Origin of the sequence: Pseudomonas sp. R-28-1W-6, assembly GCF_009799925.1 — a bacterium.
Lineage (GTDB): Bacteria > Pseudomonadota > Gammaproteobacteria > Pseudomonadales > Pseudomonadaceae > Aquipseudomonas.
In genome coordinates this window covers 254,797-274,447 of record NZ_WELK01000002.1, presented here as the reverse complement: position 1 = coordinate 274,447, position 19,651 = coordinate 254,797, and the positions used below count along the sequence as shown (strand labels likewise).

The 19,651-nt window shown below is 67.1% G+C and carries 19 protein-coding genes and 1 pseudogene; 12 read left to right on the top strand and 8 right to left on the bottom strand.

What is annotated here, in order from left to right; all coding sequences use genetic code 11:
• Positions 1-165: 165 nt before the first annotated feature.
• Positions 166-984: a peptidoglycan DD-metalloendopeptidase family protein gene (locus F3I62_RS05495; protein WP_160488681.1), complete on the bottom strand. Its 819-nt coding sequence runs from the start codon at positions 982-984 to the stop codon at positions 166-168.
• A gap of 21 nt (positions 985-1,005) precedes the next feature.
• Positions 1,006-2,385: an exodeoxyribonuclease VII large subunit gene (gene xseA, locus F3I62_RS05490; protein ID WP_160489028.1), complete on the bottom strand. Its 1,380-nt coding sequence runs from the start codon at positions 2,383-2,385 to the stop codon at positions 1,006-1,008.
• A 106-nt stretch (positions 2,386-2,491) separates the two neighbouring features.
• Here xseA and F3I62_RS05485 point away from each other — a divergent pair, with 106 nt between their 5' ends.
• The 5 genes from F3I62_RS05485 (at position 2,492) to tadA (ending at position 8,243) form a co-directional block, all read left to right on the top strand.
• Complete coding sequence (locus F3I62_RS05485; RefSeq protein ID WP_160488680.1) at positions 2,492-3,043, top strand: sugar ABC transporter ATPase; 552 nt, start codon at positions 2,492-2,494, stop codon at positions 3,041-3,043.
• A 96-nt stretch (positions 3,044-3,139) separates the two neighbouring features.
• Positions 3,140-4,609: an IMP dehydrogenase gene (guaB, locus tag F3I62_RS05480; RefSeq protein WP_160488679.1), complete on the top strand. Its 1,470-nt coding sequence runs from the start codon at positions 3,140-3,142 to the stop codon at positions 4,607-4,609.
• 76 nt (positions 4,610-4,685) lie between these two features.
• A complete protein-coding gene (guaA, locus tag F3I62_RS05475; protein WP_160488678.1) occupies positions 4,686-6,266 on the top strand; it encodes a glutamine-hydrolyzing GMP synthase in 1,581 nt (526 codons plus the stop codon).
• Between the two features lie 119 nt (positions 6,267-6,385).
• The gene (locus F3I62_RS05470; RefSeq protein WP_160488677.1) at positions 6,386-7,753 is read left to right on the top strand and encodes a multicopper oxidase family protein; all 1,368 of its coding nucleotides are present in this window, start codon (positions 6,386-6,388) and stop codon (positions 7,751-7,753) included.
• A 10-nt stretch (positions 7,754-7,763) separates the two neighbouring features.
• Positions 7,764-8,243 (top strand): tRNA adenosine(34) deaminase TadA, encoded by a 480-nt coding sequence (gene tadA / locus F3I62_RS05465; protein WP_160488676.1) that lies wholly within the window; start codon positions 7,764-7,766, stop codon positions 8,241-8,243.
• A gap of 179 nt (positions 8,244-8,422) precedes the next feature.
• Here tadA and mltF read toward each other — a convergent pair whose 3' ends face one another.
• A complete protein-coding gene (gene mltF / locus F3I62_RS05460) occupies positions 8,423-9,901 on the bottom strand; it encodes a membrane-bound lytic murein transglycosylase MltF (RefSeq protein ID WP_160488675.1) in 1,479 nt (492 codons plus the stop codon).
• 160 nt (positions 9,902-10,061) lie between these two features.
• Here mltF and purL point away from each other — a divergent pair, with 160 nt between their 5' ends.
• The 3 genes from purL to F3I62_RS05445 all read left to right on the top strand — a co-directional run bounded on the left by purL (position 10,062) and on the right by F3I62_RS05445 (position 14,821).
• Entirely contained in the window at positions 10,062-13,958 is a 3,897-nt protein-coding gene (gene purL, locus F3I62_RS05455) for a phosphoribosylformylglycinamidine synthase (RefSeq protein ID WP_160488674.1), read from the top strand.
• Positions 13,959-14,050: 92 nt separating this feature from the next.
• Entirely contained in the window at positions 14,051-14,326 is a 276-nt protein-coding gene (locus tag F3I62_RS05450) for a CDGSH iron-sulfur domain-containing protein (protein WP_160488673.1), read from the top strand.
• Between the two features lie 177 nt (positions 14,327-14,503).
• Complete coding sequence (locus tag F3I62_RS05445; RefSeq protein WP_160488672.1) at positions 14,504-14,821, top strand: YqfO family protein; 318 nt, start codon at positions 14,504-14,506, stop codon at positions 14,819-14,821.
• A 79-nt stretch (positions 14,822-14,900) separates the two neighbouring features.
• On the opposite strand, the pseudogene F3I62_RS05440 reads toward F3I62_RS05445, so the two are convergent.
• The 3 genes and pseudogenes from F3I62_RS05440 to F3I62_RS05430 form a co-directional block, all read right to left on the bottom strand.
• A pseudogene (locus tag F3I62_RS05440) lies at positions 14,901-15,141 on the bottom strand (MarR family winged helix-turn-helix transcriptional regulator); the annotation flags it as partial.
• An 85-nt stretch (positions 15,142-15,226) separates the two neighbouring features.
• Positions 15,227-15,556, bottom strand: coding sequence for a hypothetical protein (locus tag F3I62_RS05435; RefSeq protein WP_160488671.1), 330 nt, complete (start codon positions 15,554-15,556; stop codon positions 15,227-15,229).
• 116 nt (positions 15,557-15,672) lie between these two features.
• Positions 15,673-16,176 carry a murein L,D-transpeptidase family protein gene (locus F3I62_RS05430; protein ID WP_160488670.1) on the bottom strand — a complete coding sequence of 168 codons (504 nt, stop codon included), beginning with the start codon at positions 16,174-16,176 and terminating at the stop codon, positions 15,673-15,675.
• 199 nt (positions 16,177-16,375) lie between these two features.
• On the opposite strand from F3I62_RS05430, the gene F3I62_RS05425 reads away from it, so the two are divergent.
• Positions 16,376-17,296: a hypothetical protein gene (locus F3I62_RS05425; RefSeq protein ID WP_160488669.1), complete on the top strand. Its 921-nt coding sequence runs from the start codon at positions 16,376-16,378 to the stop codon at positions 17,294-17,296.
• On the opposite strand, the gene F3I62_RS05420 is transcribed toward F3I62_RS05425, so the two are convergent.
• Together F3I62_RS05420 and F3I62_RS05415 are read right to left on the bottom strand one after the other, a co-directional pair.
• On the bottom strand, positions 17,297-17,527 hold the full coding sequence (locus tag F3I62_RS05420) for a DUF2789 domain-containing protein (protein WP_160488668.1): 231 nt from the start codon (positions 17,525-17,527) through the stop codon (positions 17,297-17,299).
• Positions 17,528-17,594: 67 nt separating this feature from the next.
• Positions 17,595-18,140 (bottom strand): NUDIX hydrolase, encoded by a 546-nt coding sequence (locus F3I62_RS05415; RefSeq protein WP_160488667.1) that lies wholly within the window; start codon positions 18,138-18,140, stop codon positions 17,595-17,597.
• A gap of 136 nt (positions 18,141-18,276) precedes the next feature.
• Here F3I62_RS05415 and F3I62_RS05410 point away from each other — a divergent pair, with 136 nt between their 5' ends.
• From F3I62_RS05410 to F3I62_RS05400, 3 genes are read left to right on the top strand one after another with little or no spacing between them, the layout of a single operon-like run.
• Positions 18,277-18,885, top strand: coding sequence for a CoA pyrophosphatase (locus F3I62_RS05410; RefSeq protein ID WP_160488666.1), 609 nt, complete (start codon positions 18,277-18,279; stop codon positions 18,883-18,885).
• A 10-nt stretch (positions 18,886-18,895) separates the two neighbouring features.
• Entirely contained in the window at positions 18,896-19,420 is a 525-nt protein-coding gene (locus F3I62_RS05405) for a gamma carbonic anhydrase family protein (RefSeq protein WP_160488665.1), read from the top strand.
• On the top strand, positions 19,420-19,626 hold the full coding sequence (locus tag F3I62_RS05400) for a DUF1289 domain-containing protein (protein ID WP_178122492.1): 207 nt from the start codon (positions 19,420-19,422) through the stop codon (positions 19,624-19,626). The genes F3I62_RS05405 and F3I62_RS05400 overlap by 1 nt, the downstream gene beginning before the upstream one ends.
• The last annotated feature ends 25 nt before the right edge of the window (positions 19,627-19,651 follow it).

The window sequence follows — 19,651 nt, the reverse complement described above, 5'->3', positions numbered from 1 at the left end:
GGGTGTGGGCTGTATTCATGCTGCAACCCTAACCTTGTAGGGTGAAAGCTGGCAAGGCTTGCTTGGAAAACGCCGTTTTTGTGCTGAAAAATGATTATTTGGAAATATTATTGCTGAATCGGTGTGCACTCTTTGTTCCGATTGCGTGGCGATTTTCCACTTCGCTCAGGGTTTGAAGGCGCCGATGAAGATCGCCGGGTCGACCCGCGCATCGTTGAGGCTGACGTTCCAGTGCATGTGCGGGCCGGTGGCGCGGCCGGTGCTGCCGACCTTGCCGACCAGGCCGCCGCGCGGCAGTTCCTGGCCCAGCTGCACGTCGACCTTGGACAGATGGCAGAACATGCTGATCAGGCCCTGGCCGTGGTCGACGAACACGGTCTTGCCGTTGAAGAAGTAGTCGCCGATCAGGCTCACCTTGCCGGCCGCCGGTGCCTTGATCGGGGTGCCGGCCCTGGCGGCGAAATCCAGGCCGGAGTGCGGGTTGCGCTCCTCGCCATTGAAGAAGCGACGCAGGCCGAAGGGGCTGGAGAGCGGGCCGTCGACCGGCTTGTCGAGCAGCAGGTTGCTCGGCTGGCGCGGGCTGAACTGCTGGTAGGCAAGGGTCTGTTCGGCCAGTTCGCGCTCGATGCGCTGGAGGTTGGCCGGGCTCGGGTTGACCTGCTCCTGGTTCTTCAGGGTGATGCGCTGCTCGCGGTAGTGCTTGCTGCCGATCTGGAAGGCGACCGCCTGGCCGTCGACCAGGGCCTGCGCCGCGCCGGGCTGGCTGGTCAGCGGCAGGCCGATGATGGCGATCCACTGCCGGCCGTCTTCCTTGACCGTCAGCACCGGCTTGCCCTGGAAGCGCACCTGCGGCGCGCTGGCGCCGCTGCCCAGTTGCAGCACGGCGACGCCGCCCGGTACCGGCTTGTGCAGCAGGCGGCTGATGAAACCTTCGGCGTGGACGGGCAGGGCGAGGCAGAGGAGCAGCAGGGCAAGCAGGCGCATGAATGGCAGTCCGGCGTGGGGTTAATCCAGTAGCGACAGGGTCACCGGGCTCAGGTGGTTGTCTTCCACTCGCACCAGCAGCTCGCCTTCGCCGAGCCGGGCCTTGAGGCGCTGGCCGGGCTGGGTCTGCGCGGCGCGGCGGATGGCCTGGCCGCGTTCGTCGAGGAGGATGCTGTAGCCGCGGCCGAGGGTGGCCAGCGGGCTGACGATATGCAGGTTCTGCATCAGGCCTTCGAGTTTCTGCCGGCGCTCGCGCAGTTGGCCGAGGGCGGCGCGCGGCAGGCGTTCGGCCAGGCTGTCCAGGCGCTGGCGCAGCAGTGCCAGGCTGCGCCCCGGGTGCTGGGCGGCCAGGCGGGTATCCAGGCGCGCCAGGCGTTCGCGGCGCTTGTGCAGCTCCTGGGCAAAGGCGCGGCGCAGGCGCATGTCCAGGTCGTCCAGGCGCTGGGCCTGCTGGCGCAGGCGTTCGCCGGGGTGGCGCAGGCGCCGGGCCAGGCCGTCCAGGCGCAGGTGCTCATGGGCCAGGCGGCCCTGCATGCGCAGCAGCAGGCGGCGCTTGAGGTTGTCCAGGCGGTGGCGCAGGTCGCTGCTGTCCGGGGCCAGCAGTTCGGCGGCGGCAGAGGGTGTCGGCGCGCGCACATCGGCGACGAAGTCGCTGATCGAGACATCGGTCTCGTGGCCGACGGCGCTGACGATGGGGGTTTTGCAGGCGGCCACGGCGCGGGCCACGGCCTCCTCGTTGAAGCACCAGAGGTCCTCCAGCGAGCCGCCGCCACGGGCCAGGATCAGCGCGTCGAAGCCCTGGGCGTCGGCCAGCTGCAGGGCGCGGACGATCTGCGCGCTGGCCTCGCGACCCTGCACGGCGGTGGGGATCAGGGTCAGCGCCACCTGCGGGGCGCGGCGGCGGAACACGCTGATGATATCGCGGATCACCGCGCCGGTCGGCGAGCTGACGATGCCGATGTGCTGCGGGTGGGCGGGCAGGGCGACCTTGTGCTCGGCGCTGAACAGCCCCTCGCCGGCGAGCTTTTCCTTCAGCGCCTCGAAGGCCAGGCGCAGGGCGCCGTCACCGGCCGGTTCGACGCTGTCGAGGATCAGCTGGTAGTCGCCACGGCCCTCGAACAGCGAGACCTTGCCGCGCACCTTGACCGCCAGGCCGTCGCGCAGGGCCTGGCGTACGCGGCTGGCGTTCTGTCGGAACAGTGCGCAGCGGACCTGGGCCTGGCTGTCCTTGAGGGTAAAGTAGAGATGCCCGGAGGCCGGCTTGGCCAGGTTGGAGATTTCGCCTTCGACCCAGACCTGGGCGAACACGTCTTCCAGCAACAGCCGCGCGCGGTTGTTGAGCTGGCTGACGCTGAGCACATCACGGTCGAGGCCGAGGCGTTGGAACGGGTCGTTGATCATGGCCGGCATGATAAAGGCTTTGCCGGGCCGGCCATAGGCCGACGGCGTTGACCACTGCGCCGCAGCCGCTAAGCTGCGCGCCTTTGATCGAGAGACGGAGCCTGCCATGAGCGACAACCAGGCCATTATCGTGCCGCGCATTTCCAGCTTTCCCGGCCATGAGGCACGGGCGCGGGTGATCCTGCGCTGGCTGGCGCAGCTGAATGTCGTCGAGGAGCGGCCGAGCACCTGTGGGCGCGGCTTCAATCGCATGGCCTATGCCATCGCCCCCGGCGCGCGACAGGTGGTCGAGCAGCCGCAGTTGTTGCCCTTCGGCCAGTCGATCAATGGCCTGGAGGTGGTGAACAAGCGCTGCATCTATACCCCGACCGAGCATTTCGCCGAGGAGGCCGGCTGCCCCGCGTGTCGCCAGGAAATCGGCGAGGCGCTGTTCGACAGCCTGGAGGAGTGGATGCCCGGGCAGACCGACAACTTCCGTTGCCCGGAGTGCGGGCACGAGGACGACATCAACGGCTTCCTGTTCCTGCAGCCCTGCGCCTTCTCCAACCTGGGCTTCATCTTCAACAACTGGGCCCCGGCGACCTTCAGGCAGGGCTTTCTCGACGAGTTCGCCGAGCGCCTGGGCTATCCGCTGGCGCTGGTGCCGGTCGTGCTCTGAATGACTTGTGCGGCCAAGTCATTCTTTGCATTGAGTGAGTGAGGCCGGCTGGGTATAATGGCGCGCTTCCAATTTTCCCGCCCGGGAGCCCCCGCCATGCTGCGTATCAGTCAAGAAGCCCTGACCTTCGACGACGTTCTTCTCATTCCAGGTTATTCCGAAGTTCTGCCCAAGGATGTGAGTCTCAAGACCCGCCTGACCCGTGGCATCGAGCTGAATATCCCGCTGCTGTCGGCAGCCATGGACACCGTCACCGAAGCGCGCCTGGCCATTGCCATGGCCCAGGAAGGCGGCATCGGCATCATCCACAAGAACATGACCATCGAGCAGCAGGCTGCCGAGGTGCGCAAGGTCAAGAAGTTCGAGGCCGGCGTGGTCAAGGACCCGATCACCATCGAGGCCGACGCCACCGTGCGCGACCTGTTCGAGCTGACCCGGCAGAACAACATCTCCGGCGTGCCGGTGCTCTCCAACGGCGACCTGGTCGGCATCGTCACCTCCCGCGACGTGCGCTTCGAGAACCGCATGGACGCCCTGGTGCGTGACGTGATGACGCCGAAAGAGCGCCTGGTCACCGTCAAGGAAGGCGCCACCAAGGAAGTCGTGCGCGATCTGCTGCACAAGCACCGCATCGAGAAAGTCCTGATCGTCGACGACGCCTTCAGCCTCAAGGGCATGATGACCGTCAAGGACATCGAGAAGGCCAAGGCCTATCCGCTGGCCAGCAAGGACGACCAGGGCCGCCTGCGCGTCGGCGCGGCGGTCGGCACCGGCGCCGATACCGCCGACCGGGTGGCCGCGCTGGCCGCCGCCGGCGTCGACGTGATCATCGTCGACACCGCCCACGGCCATTCCAAGGGCGTGATCGACCGCGTGCGCTGGGTCAAGCAGAACTTCCCGGAAGTCCAGGTGATCGGCGGCAATATCGCCACCGGTGACGCCGCCAGGGCCCTGGCCGAAGCCGGCGCCGACGGCGTCAAGGTCGGCATCGGCCCGGGCTCGATCTGCACCACCCGCATCGTCGCCGGCGTCGGCGTTCCGCAGATCAGTGCCGTGGCCAACGTCGCCGCCGCCCTGGCCGGCACCGGCGTACCGCTGATCGCCGACGGCGGCATCCGTTTCTCCGGTGACCTGTCCAAGGCCATCGTCGCCGGCGCCTCCGCGGTGATGATCGGCTCCATGCTGGCCGGTACCGAAGAAGCCCCGGGCGAAGTCGAACTGTTCCAGGGCCGCTCCTACAAGGCCTACCGCGGCATGGGCTCGCTGGGCGCCATGGCGCAGGCGCAGGGCTCCTCGGATCGCTACTTCCAGGACTCCTCGGCCGGTGCCGAGAAGCTGGTGCCGGAAGGCATCGAAGGGCGCGTGCCATACAAGGGCGCGATGAGCGCCATCGTCCACCAGCTGATGGGCGGCCTGCGTGCCTCCATGGGCTACACCGGCTGCGCCACCATCGAAGAGATGCGCACCAAGCCGGAGTTCGTGCGCATCACCGGCGCCGGCATGGCCGAGTCGCACGTGCACGACGTACAGATCACCAAAGAAGCCCCGAACTACCGCGTGGGCTAAGTCCACTGCAATGAATCGACACGGGGCTGACTGATCAGCCCCTTGTCATTTGTGAATTCCGCTACGAGAGATGGCCATGGCTCACCCTGACATTCACGCCCACCGCATCCTCATCCTGGACTTCGGTTCCCAGTACACCCAGCTGATCGCCCGCCGTGTGCGCGAGATCGGCGTGTATTGCGAAATCCACCCGTTCGACATGGATAACGAGGCGATCCGCGCCTTCGCCCCGCGTGGGGTGATCCTCGCCGGTGGCCCGGAGTCGGTGCACGAGGCGGACAGCCCGCGCGCGCCGCAGGCGGTGTTCGACCTGAATGTGCCGATCTTCGGCATCTGCTACGGCATGCAGACCATGGCCGAGCAGCTCGGCGGCAAGGTCCAGGGTTCCGACCTGCGCGAGTTCGGCTACGCCCGCGTCGACGTGGTCGGCAAGAGCCGCCTGCTCGACGGCATCGAAGACCATGTCGACAGCGACGGCGTGTTCGGTCTCGACGTGTGGATGAGCCACGGCGACAAGGTCACCGAGATCCCGGCCGGCTTCCACATCCTCGCCAGCACCCCGAGCTGCCCGATCGCCGCCATGGCCGACGACGTGCGCGGCTACTACGGCGTGCAGTTCCACCCGGAAGTGACCCACACCAAGCAGGGCGGGCGCATCCTCTCGCGCTTCATCCTCGACATCTGCGGCTGTGCGGCGCTGTGGACCCCGGCCAACATCGTCGAAGACGCCATCGCCACCGTGCGTGCCCAGGTCGGCTCGGCCAAGGTGCTGCTGGGTCTGTCCGGCGGCGTCGACTCCTCGGTGGTTGCGGCGCTGCTGCACAAGGCCATCGGCGACCAGCTGACCTGCGTGTTCGTCGACAACGGCCTGCTGCGCCTGCACGAAGGCGACCAGGTGATGGCCATGTTCGCCGAGAACATGGGCGTCAAGGTCATCCGCGCCAACGCCGAAGCGCTGTTCCTCGGCCGCCTGGCCGGGGTCAGTGATCCGGAGCAGAAGCGCAAGATCATCGGCGCCAGCTTCATCGAGGTGTTCGATCAGGAAGCCACCAAGCTCAAGGACGTGAAATTCCTCGCCCAGGGCACCATCTACCCGGACGTGATCGAGTCGGCCGGCGCCAAGACCGGCAAGGCCCACGTGATCAAGAGCCACCACAACGTCGGCGGCCTGCCGGAAGACATGCAGTTCAAGCTGGTCGAGCCGCTGCGCGAACTGTTCAAGGACGAAGTGCGCAAGATCGGCCTGGAGCTGGGTCTGCCCTACGACATGGTCTACCGCCACCCGTTCCCGGGGCCGGGCCTGGGCGTGCGCATCCTCGGCGAAGTGAAGAAGGAGTACGCCGACCTGCTGCGGCGCGCCGACCACATCTTCCTCGAGGAACTGCACAACTTCGACTGGTACCACAAGACCAGCCAGGCCTTCGTGGTGTTCCAGCCGGTGAAGTCGGTCGGCGTGGTCGGTGACGGCCGTCGCTACGCCTGGGTAGTCGCCCTGCGCGCCGTGGAAACCATCGACTTCATGACCGCACGCTGGGCGCACCTGCCCTACGAGCTGCTGGAGAAAGTGTCCAACCGCATCATCAACGAGATCGAAGGCATCTCCCGCGTCACCTACGACGTGTCGAGCAAGCCGCCTGCCACCATCGAGTGGGAATGAGGTGACCGACAGGGGCAGCGCGAGCTGCCCTTGTCGTTTCTGCCTGCGGCAATCTGCGGCTCGTCGCGCTGTTCAGGTAATGAGAAGATGTCGCAAATACTTGGTCGATGGGAATGACAATGGCTTTTACCCGCAGACAGATACTCGCCGGCCTGGGTGCGCTCGGCATCGCCGGCCTCGGCGCCGGTGGCGTGCGCTACTGGCTGGGTCGTCCCGAGAATGCCGCGAGCCATGACTACGAGCTGATCGCCGCGCCGCTCGACCTGGAGCTGGTGCCGGGGCACAAGACCCCGGCCTGGGGCTACGGTGGCCAGGCGCCGGGCCTGGAGCTGCGCTGCCGCCAGGGCGAGCGCCTGCGCGTGCGCTTCATCAACAAGCTGGATGAGCCCACCACCATCCACTGGCACGGCATCCGCCTGCCGCTGGAGATGGACGGCGTGCCCTATGTCTCGCAGTTGCCGGTGCTGCCGGGCGAGTACTTCGACTACGACTTCATCACCCCGGATGCCGGCAGCTACTGGTATCACCCGCACACGGCCAGCAGCGAGCAGCTCGGCCGCGGCCTGGTCGGCCCGCTGATCGTCGAGGAACGCGAGCCGAGCGGCTTCGCCCACGAGCGCACGCTGTGCCTGAAGAGCTGGCATGTCGACGAGCAGGGCGCCTTCACCGACTTCAGCGTGCCGCGCGAGGCGGCGCGCGAAGGCACTCGCGGGCGCCTGTCGAGCATCAACGGCGTGGCGCTGCCAACCCTGGAGCTGCCGGCCGGGCAGGTGGTGCGCCTGCGCCTGATCAATGTCGACAGCACCATCACCTATCGCCTCAATCTGCCGGGCGCCGAGGCGCGCATCTATGCCCTGGACGGCAACCCGGTGGCGCCGCGCCCGCTGGGCAAGGACTACTGGCTGGGCCCAGGCATGCGCCTGGACCTGGCGCTCAGGGTGCCGGCCGCCGGCACCGAGCTGTCGCTGCGCAACGGCCCGCTGCGCCTGGCGACCCTGAAAAGTGTGGCCAGCGCGCAGGCGGCGGGCGACTGGCCGCCGGCGCTGCCGGCCAACCCGGTGGCCGAGCCGGATCTCGCCCAGGCCGAGACCCTGCGCTTCAACTTCGAGTGGGCGGCCATGCTGGCCAGCTCGAATCAGACGGGGCCGGCGCGCTACTGGCAGATCAACGGCCAGGCCTGGGACATCAATGACAAGGCCTGTGCCGACCGGCCCATCGCCACGTTGAAGAAGGATGGCCACTACATCTTCGTGCTGCGCAACATGGCCCAGTACCAGCACCCGATCCACCTGCATGGCATGAGCTTCAAGGTGCTCGATTCCGACCGCCGCGAGATCGTCCCGTATTTCACCGACACCTACCTGCTGGGCAAGAACGAAACGGCGCGCATCGCCTTCGTCGCCGATAATCCGGGGGTGTGGATGTTCCACTGCCATGTCATCGACCACATGGAAACCGGCCTGATGGCCGCGATTGCCGTGGTCTAAGGAAGCTTTGATGCGCCAGATCAAGATCATCGACCGCAGCCAGGACGAGCGCTTCATGCGCGAGGCCCTGGCCCTGGCCAGCGAGGGCGCGACGCTCGGCGAGGTGCCGGTCGGCGCGGTGCTGGTGCAGGATGGCGAGATCATCGGCCGTGGCTTCAACTGCCCGATCTCCACCCATGACCCCAGCGCCCATGCCGAGATGGTGGCGATCCGCGCCGCGGCCCTCGACCTGCGCAACTACCGCCTGCCCGGCAGCACCCTGTACGTGACCCTGGAGCCGTGCAGCATGTGCGCCGGGCTGATCGTGCATTCGCGCATTGCCCGCGTCGTGTACGGCGCCACCGAGCCCAAGGCCGGGGTGGTGGTCAGTCGCGGGCAGTTCTTCACCCAGGAGTTCCTCAACCACCGGGTGCTGGTCGAAGGCGGCCTGCTGGCGCAGGAATGCGGGGCGGTGCTGAGTGCCTTCTTCAAGGCGCGGCGCTCGTCCTGATCCCCGGCCTGGATTGCATTCGGGCCAGGCCGGTTATCAGAGCCTGTTCACGATCTCGCGAGCTAGAGATATACAAGGCAAAAACAGGCGAGGAAGCGGAGTTTACGAGCTGTAAATGAGCATTCCGAGTCTGTTTTTAACGCAGTAGAGCCGACGCGCAGCAGATCGTGAACAGGCTCTCAGAGCTGGGTGGGCTCTTCCTTGGGCAGGGTGCGGTTGACGCCCGGCACGTGGATGCCGCTTTCGGCGACCTGGGTGCCCTCCAGCTGCGGCTGGGTCACCCAGTTGAGGATGTCGTAGTAGCGGCGGATGTTGCGCACGAAGTGCACGGTTTCGCCGCCGCGCGCATAGCCGTAGCGGGTCTTGCTGTACCACTGCTTCTGCGCCAGGCGCGGCAGCATCTTCTGTACGTCCAGCCACTTGTCCGGGTTCAGGCCTTCGGCCTTGGCCAGCTTGCGCGCGTCGCCCAGGTGGGCGATGCCGATGTTGTAGGCGGCCAGGGCGAACCAGGTGCGATCCGGTTCCTCCAGGTCCTCGGCCAGGCTGCCGTGGATCAGTGCCAGGTACTTGCCGCCACCCTGGATGCTCTGCCGGGCGTCCAGGCGATTTGCCACGCCCATGGCCTGGGCGGTGCCCTGGGTCAGCATCATCAGGCCGCGCACGCCGGTCTTGGAGGTGGCGTCCGGCTGCCACAGCGACTCCTGGTAGCCGATGGCGGCCAGCAGGCGCCAGTCGACCTTGTGCTGCTCGGCGGCCTGCTTGAAATGCTGCTCGTAGCGCGGCAGGCGCTGCTGCAGGTGCTTGGCGAAGGTGTAGGCGCCGACATAGCCGAGTACGTCGACGTGCCCGTAGTAGCGCTGTTTCAGGCGCTGCAGGCTGCCGTTCTCCTCGACCAGGGCGAGGAAGTGGTTGACCTCCTGCAGCAGGCTGTCGTCCGTGCCGCCGACCACCGCCCAGCCCAGGTTGCTGGCGTCGCCCAGGTCGAAGGCCACACGCACGTTGGGGAAGTACACCTGGTTCATCGCCAGTTCGTTGGAGTCGACCAGGGTCAGGTCGATCTGCCCTTCGTCGACCATACGCAGCAGGTCGACCACCTCGACGGCGGCGGATTCTTCGTACTTGAGCGCGGGCAGGGTGGTCTTCAGCTGCGCCAGCTGTTCGGCATGGCTGCTGCCCTGCAGCACCAGGATGCGCTTGCCGATCAGGTCGTCGGGGCGCGAGGGGCGGGGCTGGCCGTTGCGGTAGATGACCTGCGGGGTGACCTGCAGGTAGGGCTGGGAAAACTGCGCCTGGCTCTTGCGCCCCGGGCTGTCGACCAGACCGGCGGCGGCCAGTTGCGGGCCGTTGCTCTGATTCAGGCGGCTGAACAGGTCGTCGAGGTTGTCGGCGGTCTCGATCTGCAGCTCGACACCGAGGTTTTCGGCGAAGCGCTTGACCAGTTCGTATTCGAAGCCGGTTTCGCCGCTGCGGTCCTGGAAGTAGGTGGCCGGGCTGTTGCGGGTGACCACCCGTAGCACGCCCTCCTTCTGTACGCGCTCGAGGGTGCTGGGCTGCTTGGTGACTTCGCCATCACCATCACAGCCCGCGAGCAGCAGAGGGATTGCGGTCGCCAGCAGCCAGGCGGCAGTGCGGATGCGCAACGCAGTTTGTGCAAACATCGACGCAGTATACGCAAAGGCCGGCGCCGGCCATATCTCGACAGCGGCAGGGGGCTCTGCTAGGTCCGTCGCCGCCCGCCTCCTTACGGGTGCCGTCGGCCGGCGCTTTAGGCTAGAATGCACGGCCTCAAAGCACACCCCTTCCCAGAGGCTGTTCACGATGTTGATCCTGCGCGGCGCGCCCGCTCTTTCCGCCTTCCGTCACGGCAAACTGCTTTCGCAACTGACCGCCAAGGTCCCCGCCGTGACTGGTCTGTACGCCGAGTTCGCGCATTTTGCCGATGTCGCCGGGGTACTCACTGCCGACGAAGAGCAAGTACTGGCCCGTCTGCTGAAGTACGGCCCGAGCGTGCCGGTGCAGGAGCCGAACGGTCGCCTGTTCCTCACCATCCCGCGTTTCGGCACCATTTCGCCCTGGTCGAGCAAGGCCAGCGACATCGCCCGCAACTGCGGCCTGGCGAAGATCCAGCGCCTGGAGCGCGGCATCGCCTATTACGTCGCCGGCGAACTGTCCGCCGCCGATATCCAGGCCGCCGCCGCGGTGCTGCATGACCGCATGACCCAGCTGGTGCTGGGTGCCATGGAAGAGGCTGCCGGCCTGTTCAGCCACGCCCAGCCCAAGCCGCTGACCTCGGTGGACGTGCTCGGTGGTGGGCGCGCCGCCCTGGAGCAGGCCAACGTCCAGCTCGGCCTGGCCCTGGCCGAAGACGAAATCGACTATCTGGTGAAGAGCTTCACCGAGCTGGGGCGCAACCCCCACGACATCGAACTGATGATGTTCGCCCAGGCCAACTCCGAGCACTGCCGGCACAAGATCTTCAACGCCAGCTGGGACATCGACGGCCAGAGCCAGGACAAGTCCCTGTTCGGCATGATCAAGAACACCTACGAGCTGCACCGTGAGGGCGTGCTGAGCGCCTACAAGGACAACGCCTCGGTCATCGTCGGCAACGTCGCCGGGCGCTTCTTCCCCAATCCCGAGACCCGCGAGTACGCTGCGACCCAGGAGCCGGTGCACATCCTGATGAAGGTGGAGACGCACAACCACCCGACCGCCATCGCCCCGTTCCCCGGAGCCTCCACCGGCTCCGGCGGCGAGATCCGCGACGAAGGCGCCACCGGTCGCGGCGCCAAGCCGAAGGCCGGCCTGACCGGCTTCACCGTGTCCAACCTGCAGATCCCCGGCTTCGAACAGCCCTGGGAAGTGCCGTACGGCAAGCCCGAGCGCATCGTCACCGCGCTGGACATCATGCTCGAAGGCCCGCTGGGCGGCGCCGCGTTCAACAACGAATTCGGCCGGCCGGCGCTGACCGGCTACTTCCGTACCTTTGAACAGGCGGTGAACAGCCCGCGTGGCGAGGAAGTGCGCGGCTACCACAAGCCGATCATGCTCGCCGGTGGCATGGGCAACATCCGCGAAGACCATGTGCAGAAGGGCGAGATCTCGGTCGGCGCCAAGCTGATCGTGCTCGGCGGCCCGGCCATGCTCATCGGCCTGGGCGGCGGCGCGGCCTCGTCCATGGCTACCGGCACCAGCTCGGCCGACCTGGACTTCGCCTCGGTGCAGCGCGACAACCCGGAAATGGAGCGGCGCTGCCAGGAAGTCATCGACCGCTGCTGGCAGCTGGGCGAGCACAACCCGATCAAGTTCATCCACGACGTCGGTGCCGGCGGCATCTCCAACGCCCTGCCGGAGCTGATCAACGACGGCGGTCGCGGCGGTCGTTTCGAACTGCGCGCCGTGCCCAACGACGAGCCGGGCATGGCCCCGCACGAAATCTGGTGCAACGAGTCGCAGGAGCGCTACGTGATGAGCGTGGACGCCGCCGACTTCGAACGCTTCAAGGCCATCTGCGAGCGCGAGCGCTGCCCGTTCGCCGTGGTCGGCGAGGCCATCGCCGAGCCGCACCTAACCGTGAACGACAGCCACTTCGGCAACCAGCCGGTGGACATGCCGCTCGAAGTGCTGCTCGGCAAGCCGCCGCGCATGCACCGCAGCGTCACCCGCGAAGCCGAGCAGGGCGATGACTTCAGTGCCGCCAGCGTCGACCTCGACGAAGCGGTCAGCCGCGTGCTGCGTCACCCGGCCGTGGCCAGCAAGAACTTCCTGATCACCATCGGCGACCGCAGCATCACCGGCCTGGTCGCCCGCGACCAGATGGTCGGCCCGTGGCAGGTGCCGGTGGCCGACTGCGCCGTGACCGCCACCAGCTTCGACGTGTATACCGGCGAAGCCATGGCCATGGGCGAGCGCACCCCGCTGGCCCTGCTGGACGCCGCCGCCTCCGGGCGCATGGCGATCGGCGAGACGCTGACCAACATCGCCGCCTCGCGCATCGACAAGCTTTCCGAGATCAAATTGTCCGCCAACTGGATGGCCGCCGCCGGCCACCCGGGCGAGGATGCCCGCCTGTATGACACCGTGAAGGCGGTGGGCATGGAGCTGTGTCCGGCCCTGGGCCTCACCATCCCGGTGGGCAAGGACTCGATGTCGATGAAGACCCGCTGGCAGGACGAGGGCCGGGAGAAATCCGTGACCTCGCCGCTGTCGCTGATCGTCACCGGCTTCGCCCCGGTCGTCGACATCCGCCAGACCCTGACCCCGCAGCTGCGCCTGGACAAGGGCGAGACCGACCTGATCCTGATCGACCTGGGCCGCGGGCAGAACCGCATGGGCGGCTCTATCCTCGCGCAGACCTACGGCAAGCTCGGCCAGACGGTGCCGGACGTCGACGACGCCGAAGACCTCAAGGCCTTCTTCGCGGTGATCCAGGGCCTCAACAACGATGGCCTGCTGCTGGCCTACCACGACCGTTCCGACGGCGGCCTGCTGGCCACCGCCCTGGAAATGGCCTTCGCTGGCCACTGCGGTCTGAGCCTGTTCCTCGATGCCCTGGCCGACGGCCGCGACGATGTCGCCGCCGTGCTGTTCAACGAAGAGCTGGGTGCGGTGATCCAGGTCCATCAGGACGCCACCCCGGAAGTGCTGGCGCAGTTCAGCGCCGCCGGCCTGGGCGACTGCGTGGCGGTGATCGGCCAGCCGATCAACGGCAGCGACGTGGCCATCAGCTTCAATGGCGAGCCGGTGTTCGGCGGCCAGCGCCGCCTGCTGCAGCGCCAGTGGGCCGAGACCAGCTACCAGATCCAGCGCCTGCGCGATAACGCCAGCTGCGCCGAGCAGGAGTTCGACAGCATCCTCGACGAGGACAATCCGGGCCTGTCGGTGAAGCTCAGCTTCGACGTCAACCAGGACATCGCCGCGCCGTACATCAAGAAAGGCGTGCGTCCGCGGGTGGCGGTGCTGCGCGAGCAGGGCGTCAACGGCCAGGTGGAGATGGCCGCGGCCTTCGACCGTGCCGGGTTCAGCGCCGTGGATGTGCACATGAGTGACATCCTCAGTGGTCGCGTCAGCCTGGAAGAGTTCAAGGGCCTGGTGGCCTGCGGCGGCTTCTCCTACGGCGACGTGCTGGGCGCCGGCGAGGGCTGGGCCAAGTCGATCCTGTTCAACGCCCGTGCCCGCGACGGCTTCCAGGCCTTCTTCGCGCGCAAGGACAGCTTCGCCCTCGGCGTGTGCAACGGCTGCCAGATGATGAGCAACCTGCACGAGCTGATCCCCGGCACCGAGTTCTGGCCGCACTTCGTGCGCAACCGCTCGGAGCAGTTCGAGGCGCGCGTGGCCATGGTCCAGGTGCAGGAGTCGGCCTCGATCTTCCTGCGCGGCATGGCCGGCTCGCGCCTGCCGATCGCCATCGCCCACGGCGAAGGGCATGCCGAGTTCGAGAGCGAGGAAGCCCTGCTCGAAGCCGATCTGTCCGGCACCGTGGCGCTGCGTTTCGTCGACAACCTGGGCAAGGTCACCGAGGCCTACCCGGCCAACCCGAACGGCTCGCCGCGCGGGATCACCGGCCTGTGCAGCCGCGATGGTCGGGTGACCATCATGATGCCGCACCCGGAACGGGTGTTCCGCGCCGCGCAGAACTCCTGGCGCCCGGACGAGTGGCAGGAAGACGGCGGCTGGCTGCGCATGTTCCGCAACGCCCGCGTCTGGGTCGACTGATCGGCGCCTGCCGACTGCTGCACCGCCCTCTCCCGTAGCCGGGGAGGGCGGCGCTCACCGCCGCCCTGCGGCACTCGCGCGAGACGGCGGCGATGCCCGACAGCGATTCCATCCCTCCCATTCTTCCCGAGGTACGCCTGGTCAAGCCGGGTGAGACCTTGCTGCTATGCCGTTGCGGGCGCTCGCCGGCACTCCCCGATTGCTCCTCCGCGTGCAGCACCGGCTTGCGCCTGCAGCCTGCGCGCGAGCAGCGCCTGCTGCTGTGTCGTTGCGGCCGCTCGCGGCGCCTGCCCTATTGCGATGGCAGCCACAGCCCGCCGGCCGCAGGGCTCAAGGCGCGCTGGCAACGCTTCACCAAGGGTGATTAAGCCGGCCTGGCTTATGGCTAACTGCTCTAACCAGGAAATGGACTATCGGGCTTTCCGAGAGTCCTATGCAGAGTTGCGAACTGTGCCACGGGTAGCAAATAAGGCAAAATGCCATTATTGCTGTGGCAGGGCGAGTCGCGAGGCTCCCGTATTCGTCGATGCACTTTGGAGAAGCGGATGTACAAGCTGTGTTTCTATGTGCCGGAAAGCCACCTGGATGTGGTCAAGACGGCGGTGTTCGCCGCTGGGGCAGGACGCATTGGCAAGTATGACAGTTGCTGCTGGCAGGTCCTGGGCCAGGGCCAGTATCGCCCGTTGGAGGGCAGCGAGCCGTACCTCGGCTTTCACGGGCAGGTGCACCAGGTGGCGGAGTGGAAGGTCGAGCTGGTGGTGGCCGACGAACTTCTGCATGACGCGGTCAAGGCCATGAAGAAAGCCCACCCCTACGAGACGCCGGCGTTCGATGTGTGGCGGCTTTCCGACCTGCAGTTCTGATACCCGGCGCGACAGACAAAGCCCCGGCTTGCCAATGCAAGCCGGGGCTTTGTGCTTTTGGCCTTTGGGGACTGCTGGGTAGGCCTTCGCCCTCCAGGCGCTTGAGCAGCGGGGTCAGCGAGCCGGCGGGCGCTGATTTCGCCGACGGTGATGCCGTCACCTTTCCACAGCACCGGCATGGCCAGGTACTGCGGCTAGGTCGGGCCGATGCTCTGCAGCAGCGGTTTGCAGGCCTTGGTCATCAGCAGCGAAGTCGAATGCAGGGCGAAGCACAGCTGGTTGTCCAGGTGCAGGGCGGCACTGGCGCTGGGCTGTTTCATCGGGCTATCCCGCGCTCAAGGGTGAAGGCAGCAAGTTGTCGCGCAAGAGCGTGGGGTGCAAACATCTACCGACGTTGCGTACCCTTCACATGGCGTTGCCGATGATCATCAGCAGCACCGCGAACAGGGTGGTCAGCGCGGCGAAGATGCTGCCGAGGATGGCGAAGATCTTCTTGCGCTCGGTCTGGAACAGGCCGCCGATGCCCAGGCCGATGGCCAGCAGGTTGAGGAACAGCAGGAAGATGATGAACAGGCCGAGCATCACGGCCTCGACCGACTCCTCGTCGATCCCGCCCGGGGTCGAGGCTTCCATCACGCCGGCGATCAGGAACAGCAGGAAGAGCAGAATGGCGCAGACGATGCTGATGGTGAACGAGGCGATGCCGAGCCCGGAGTGCTGCTGTTGCTGTTCCATGTGCGGGTCCTGATCCATGTGGGGCGGGCATGATCGTGGAGAACGGCTGGCGCTTCAAGTGCCGGGCGGGCCAGCGCAAGGCGCCGTCGCGGCCGTGAGCGAAACCGGAACAGGCCCTAGGGGCGGATCTCGATCAGCGTGCCGTCCTTGACCAGGCTCCAGATCTCGCGCATGTCGGCGTTCTTCATGGCGATGCAGCCCTCGGTCCAGTCGAGGGTGTGGAAGTACCACTCGGGGTATTCGGCGTCCAGCGGGGTGCCGTGGATCATGATCATGCCGCCGGGCGGCACGCCTTTCTTGCGCGCGTTGGCGGCGTCGCGGGCATTGGGGTAGGAGATGTGCATCGATAGGTTGTACTTCTCGCTGGTCTTGCGCCAGTCGATCCAATAGAAGCCTTCCGGCGTGCGGCTGTCGCCTTCGCGCAGCTTGGCGCCCTTGGGCTGCTTACCGAGGGATACCCGGTAGGACTTGAGCACTTCGCCGCGGCCGATCAGGTGCAGCTTGCGTTCGGATTTGACCACCAGCACCTTGTCGATTGGCTTGCCGCGCAGGGTGGGTGCCGTCGAGGCGTTGGCGAGGCTGACGAGGGAAAGACAGAGGGCGGCGAGCAACCAGCGCATTGCGATGTTCCAGAGCGTTTCTGTGGCCTGAGCGAACAGGTTGTTATGGGGCGAGAGTCTGCCTATGCCGGCGCCGATGTTCAATCCTCGGGGGATTGCCGGTCGCGCCCGGCTGGCCGGCGCGCGCAAATGGCTCGACAGGCTGGGAGCGGCCTGCTCTGATCGGCGTCATCAACCGCCACGGGGATGAACATTGGCCATGAACGATCTGCGCCACCTGCGTGATTTGCACCTGGCCCCGGGCCAGTACCCGGCCGGCCGCTCGCACCTGAGCGCCGCCAGTGCCCTGGTGCGCTGCGCCGGCTACCTGTACGTGGTGGCCGACGACGAGCTGCACCTGGGCGTGTTCCGCGCCGACGATGGCGCGCCCGGGCAGTTGCTGCGCCTGTTTCCCGGCGAGTTGCCCGCCGCCCCGGCCGAACGCAAGGCGGCCAAGCCCGATCTCGAGGCCCTGGCATTGCTGCCGGCCATGCCCGGCTATGCGCAGGGGGCATTGCTGGCGCTGGGCTCGGGCTCCAGACCGAACCGCCAGCAGGCGCTGCTGCTGGCCCTGGACGAGCGGGGGGCGGTACGCGGCGCGCCGCGCCTGATCGACCTGGCGCCCCTGTACGCCGCCCTGCACTTGCAGTTTGCCGACCTGAACATCGAGGGCGCCTTCATCCTCGGCCAGCAGTTGCTCCTGCTGCAGCGTGGCAACCAGGGCCAGGCCGGCAATGCGGCGGTGCATTTTGCCTGGCCGGCGGTGCAGGCCTGGCTGCTCGGCCAGGCCGCGGCGCCGCTGCCGCAGGCCGTGCAGATCCTGGCGCTGGGGGAGCTGGACGGGGTGGCGCTGGGTTTTACCGATGGCGCGGCGCTGGCCGACGGGCGCTGGCTGTTCAGTGCGGTGGCGGAGAACACCACCGACAGTTATCGGGATGGCGCCTGCCTGGGGGCGGTGCTCGGCCTGGTCGAGGCCGATGGCCGGATACGCCGGCTGGCCAGCCTGGGCCCGCAGTGGAAGGTCGAGGGGCTGGCGCTGCAGCAGCGCGGCCGGCGCCTACTGCTGAACCTGGTCACCGATGCCGACGACCCGCGGATCGCCGCCAGCCTGCTGGCCCTCGAGCTGGAACTACCCGGCTAGCTAGCGGGACAGCAGCAGGGCCAGTTCGTCGGCCATTTCCGCCCAGTCCGAATCGTCGTCCAGGGCTTCCTGGAGAAAGGCGGCCTGCCCTGCATTCCAGAACGGCGCCTGGGCCAGGGTCATCCCGGCCGGCAGTCGGTGCTCGCGCAGAAAGGCCTCGATCGCGGCCTTGCCGGCGGGCAGGCCGAGTTGCAGAAACAGGGTGCTCAGGCTGTGGTCGCTGGTGTCCATGGTTCCTCCTGTCAGGCGTCGAGCCAATGGCGGATAAGCAGAAAGGACTATAGCTGCCCGGCGGCGCTCAGGTGGGCGGTCGCAGCGGGGCGATGCCTTCGTTGCGGATCGGGTAGACCTGCGCGCGGCGGTCGGCGAAGTAGCACTTCAGCGTGCGCCCGACGGTCGGAAAGGCCAGCTCGCCCCAGGGGATCTCGTGCTCGTGGAACAGTTGCACCTCGAGGCTTTCCTCGCCGGCGGCGAAGTCCAGGTCGACCAGTTCGGCGCGGAAGAACACATACAGCTGGCTGATGTGCGGCAGGTCGAACAGGGTGTACAGGTTCAGCTCGCGCACCCGCGCGCAGGCTTCCTCGTGGGTCTCGCGGGCGGCGGCCTGCTCCAGGGTCTCGCCGTTCTCCATGAAGCCGGCCGGCAGGGTCCAGAAGCCGCGGCGCGGTTCGATGGCGCGGCGGCACAGCAGCACCTGCTCGCCCCATACCGGCAGGCAGCCGGCGACGATGCGCGGGTTCTGGTAGTGGATGGTCTGGCACTGCGGGCAGACGTAGCGCAGGCGGTTGTCGCCGAGCGGAATGCGCTGCTCCACCGGGCTGCCACAGTGACTGCAGAATTTCATGCCGGCTCCTTTCTTCAATGGCCCATCTTCGCGCTACCGGCGGGTTACCGGCAAGCAGTCCCGTCGGGGCAGGGCTTGGGCGGCCCCCGGCTTTCATGCCATCATGCCGGTTAGAAGAAAAGACCGAGAATGAGCCATGCTCGACGAGCTGCTCCTGCGCGTGCGTAGCCATACGCCACGCATCCTGGAGACCGACAAGCGCCTGCCCGAAGCCGCCGTGCTGTTGCCGCTGACCCGCAGCGACGAGCCGGAACTGGTGCTGACCCTGCGTGCCAGCGGCCTGTCCACCCACGGTGGCGAAGTGGCCTTTCCCGGCGGTCGGCGCGACCCGGAAGACCGCGACCTGATCCACACCGCCCTGCGCGAGGCCGAGGAAGAGGTCGGCCTGCCGCCGGGCCTGGTGGAGATGATCGGCCCGCTCAGCCCACTGGTGTCGCGCTTCGGCATCAAGGTCACGCCCTATGTCGGGGTGGTGCCGGACTTCGTCGAGTACCGCGCCAACGACGACGAGATCGCCGCGGTGTTCGCCGTGCCGCTGCGCTTCTTCTGCGACGACCCGCGCGAGGTCACCCACCGCATCGATTACGAGGGGCGCAGCTGGTACGTGCCCTGCTACCACTACGACAACTACAAGATCTGGGGGCTGACGGCGGTGATGATCGTCGAGCTGGTCAACCTGGTGTTCGATGCCGGCATCGACCTGGAGCAGCCGCCCAAACCCTCGGTCAAGATCATTCGCCTGTGAGGAGTCAACCATGAAGTACCGCCTGGGCGATGCCCGTGTCGATGCGCACCCCGAAAGCTGGATCGCCCCCACCGCGGCGGTGATCGGCAAGGTGCGCCTGGAGCAGGGCGCCAGCGTCTGGTTCGGCGCCGTGCTGCGCGGCGACAACGAGCTGATCCATATCGGCGAGAACAGCAACGTGCAGGACGGCACGGTGATGCACACCGACATGGGCTTCCCGCTGACCCTGGGCAAGGGCGTCACCGTCGGCCACAACGTGATGATGCACGGCTGCACGGTGGGCGATTACAGCCTGATCGGCATCAACTCGGTGATCCTCAACGGCGCCAGGATCGGCAAGCACTGCATCATCGGCGCCAACAGCCTGATCGCCGAGGGCAAGGAGATTCCCGACGGCAGCCTGGTGATGGGCAGCCCCGGCAAGGTGGTGCGCGAACTGACCGAGCAGCAGAAGCAGATGCTCGAAGGCAGCGCCGCCCATTACGTGCACAACGCCCAGCGCTATGCCCGCGACCTGGCCGAGGACGAGGCCTGATGGAGGCCGAACGCCCGGTCAAGTCACCCTGCGTGAGCATCTGCGCGCTGGACGAGCAGGACCTCTGCACCGGCTGCCAGCGCACGGCGGACGAGATCACCCGCTGGGGGCGCATGGACAATGCCGAGCGCCGCCTGGTGCTGGCGCGCTGCGTCGAACGCACTCGTGCCGCCGGTCTGTTCCTCCAGCAGCCGGCCGCCCACTAACTACCCGTTTCCCTTTCTGACGAGG

What these genes read in the sequence shown, in the direction of transcription:
- F3I62_RS05495 (WP_160488681.1), bottom strand. Translation starts at nt 984, where the DNA reads ATGCGCCTGCTTGCCCTGCTGCTCCTCTGCCTCGCCCTGCCCGTCCAC.
- xseA (WP_160489028.1), bottom strand. Translation starts at nt 2,385, where the DNA reads ATGATCAACGACCCGTTCCAACGCCTCGGCCTCGACCGTGATGTGCTC.
- F3I62_RS05485 (WP_160488680.1), top strand. Translation starts at nt 2,492, where the DNA reads ATGAGCGACAACCAGGCCATTATCGTGCCGCGCATTTCCAGCTTTCCC.
- guaB (WP_160488679.1), top strand. Translation starts at nt 3,140, where the DNA reads ATGCTGCGTATCAGTCAAGAAGCCCTGACCTTCGACGACGTTCTTCTC.
- guaA (WP_160488678.1), top strand. Translation starts at nt 4,686, where the DNA reads ATGGCTCACCCTGACATTCACGCCCACCGCATCCTCATCCTGGACTTC.
- F3I62_RS05470 (WP_160488677.1), top strand. Translation starts at nt 6,386, where the DNA reads ATGGCTTTTACCCGCAGACAGATACTCGCCGGCCTGGGTGCGCTCGGC.
- tadA (WP_160488676.1), top strand. Translation starts at nt 7,764, where the DNA reads ATGCGCCAGATCAAGATCATCGACCGCAGCCAGGACGAGCGCTTCATG.
- mltF (WP_160488675.1), bottom strand. Translation starts at nt 9,901, where the DNA reads ATGTTTGCACAAACTGCGTTGCGCATCCGCACTGCCGCCTGGCTGCTG.
- purL (WP_160488674.1), top strand. Translation starts at nt 10,062, where the DNA reads ATGTTGATCCTGCGCGGCGCGCCCGCTCTTTCCGCCTTCCGTCACGGC.
- F3I62_RS05450 (WP_160488673.1), top strand. Translation starts at nt 14,051, where the DNA reads ATGCCCGACAGCGATTCCATCCCTCCCATTCTTCCCGAGGTACGCCTG.
- F3I62_RS05445 (WP_160488672.1), top strand. Translation starts at nt 14,504, where the DNA reads ATGTACAAGCTGTGTTTCTATGTGCCGGAAAGCCACCTGGATGTGGTC.
- F3I62_RS05435 (WP_160488671.1), bottom strand. Translation starts at nt 15,556, where the DNA reads ATGGAACAGCAACAGCAGCACTCCGGGCTCGGCATCGCCTCGTTCACC.
- F3I62_RS05430 (WP_160488670.1), bottom strand. Translation starts at nt 16,176, where the DNA reads ATGCGCTGGTTGCTCGCCGCCCTCTGTCTTTCCCTCGTCAGCCTCGCC.
- F3I62_RS05425 (WP_160488669.1), top strand. Translation starts at nt 16,376, where the DNA reads ATGAACGATCTGCGCCACCTGCGTGATTTGCACCTGGCCCCGGGCCAG.
- F3I62_RS05420 (WP_160488668.1), bottom strand. Translation starts at nt 17,527, where the DNA reads ATGGACACCAGCGACCACAGCCTGAGCACCCTGTTTCTGCAACTCGGC.
- F3I62_RS05415 (WP_160488667.1), bottom strand. Translation starts at nt 18,140, where the DNA reads ATGAAATTCTGCAGTCACTGTGGCAGCCCGGTGGAGCAGCGCATTCCG.
- F3I62_RS05410 (WP_160488666.1), top strand. Translation starts at nt 18,277, where the DNA reads ATGCTCGACGAGCTGCTCCTGCGCGTGCGTAGCCATACGCCACGCATC.
- F3I62_RS05405 (WP_160488665.1), top strand. Translation starts at nt 18,896, where the DNA reads ATGAAGTACCGCCTGGGCGATGCCCGTGTCGATGCGCACCCCGAAAGC.
- F3I62_RS05400 (WP_178122492.1), top strand. Translation starts at nt 19,420, where the DNA reads ATGGAGGCCGAACGCCCGGTCAAGTCACCCTGCGTGAGCATCTGCGCG.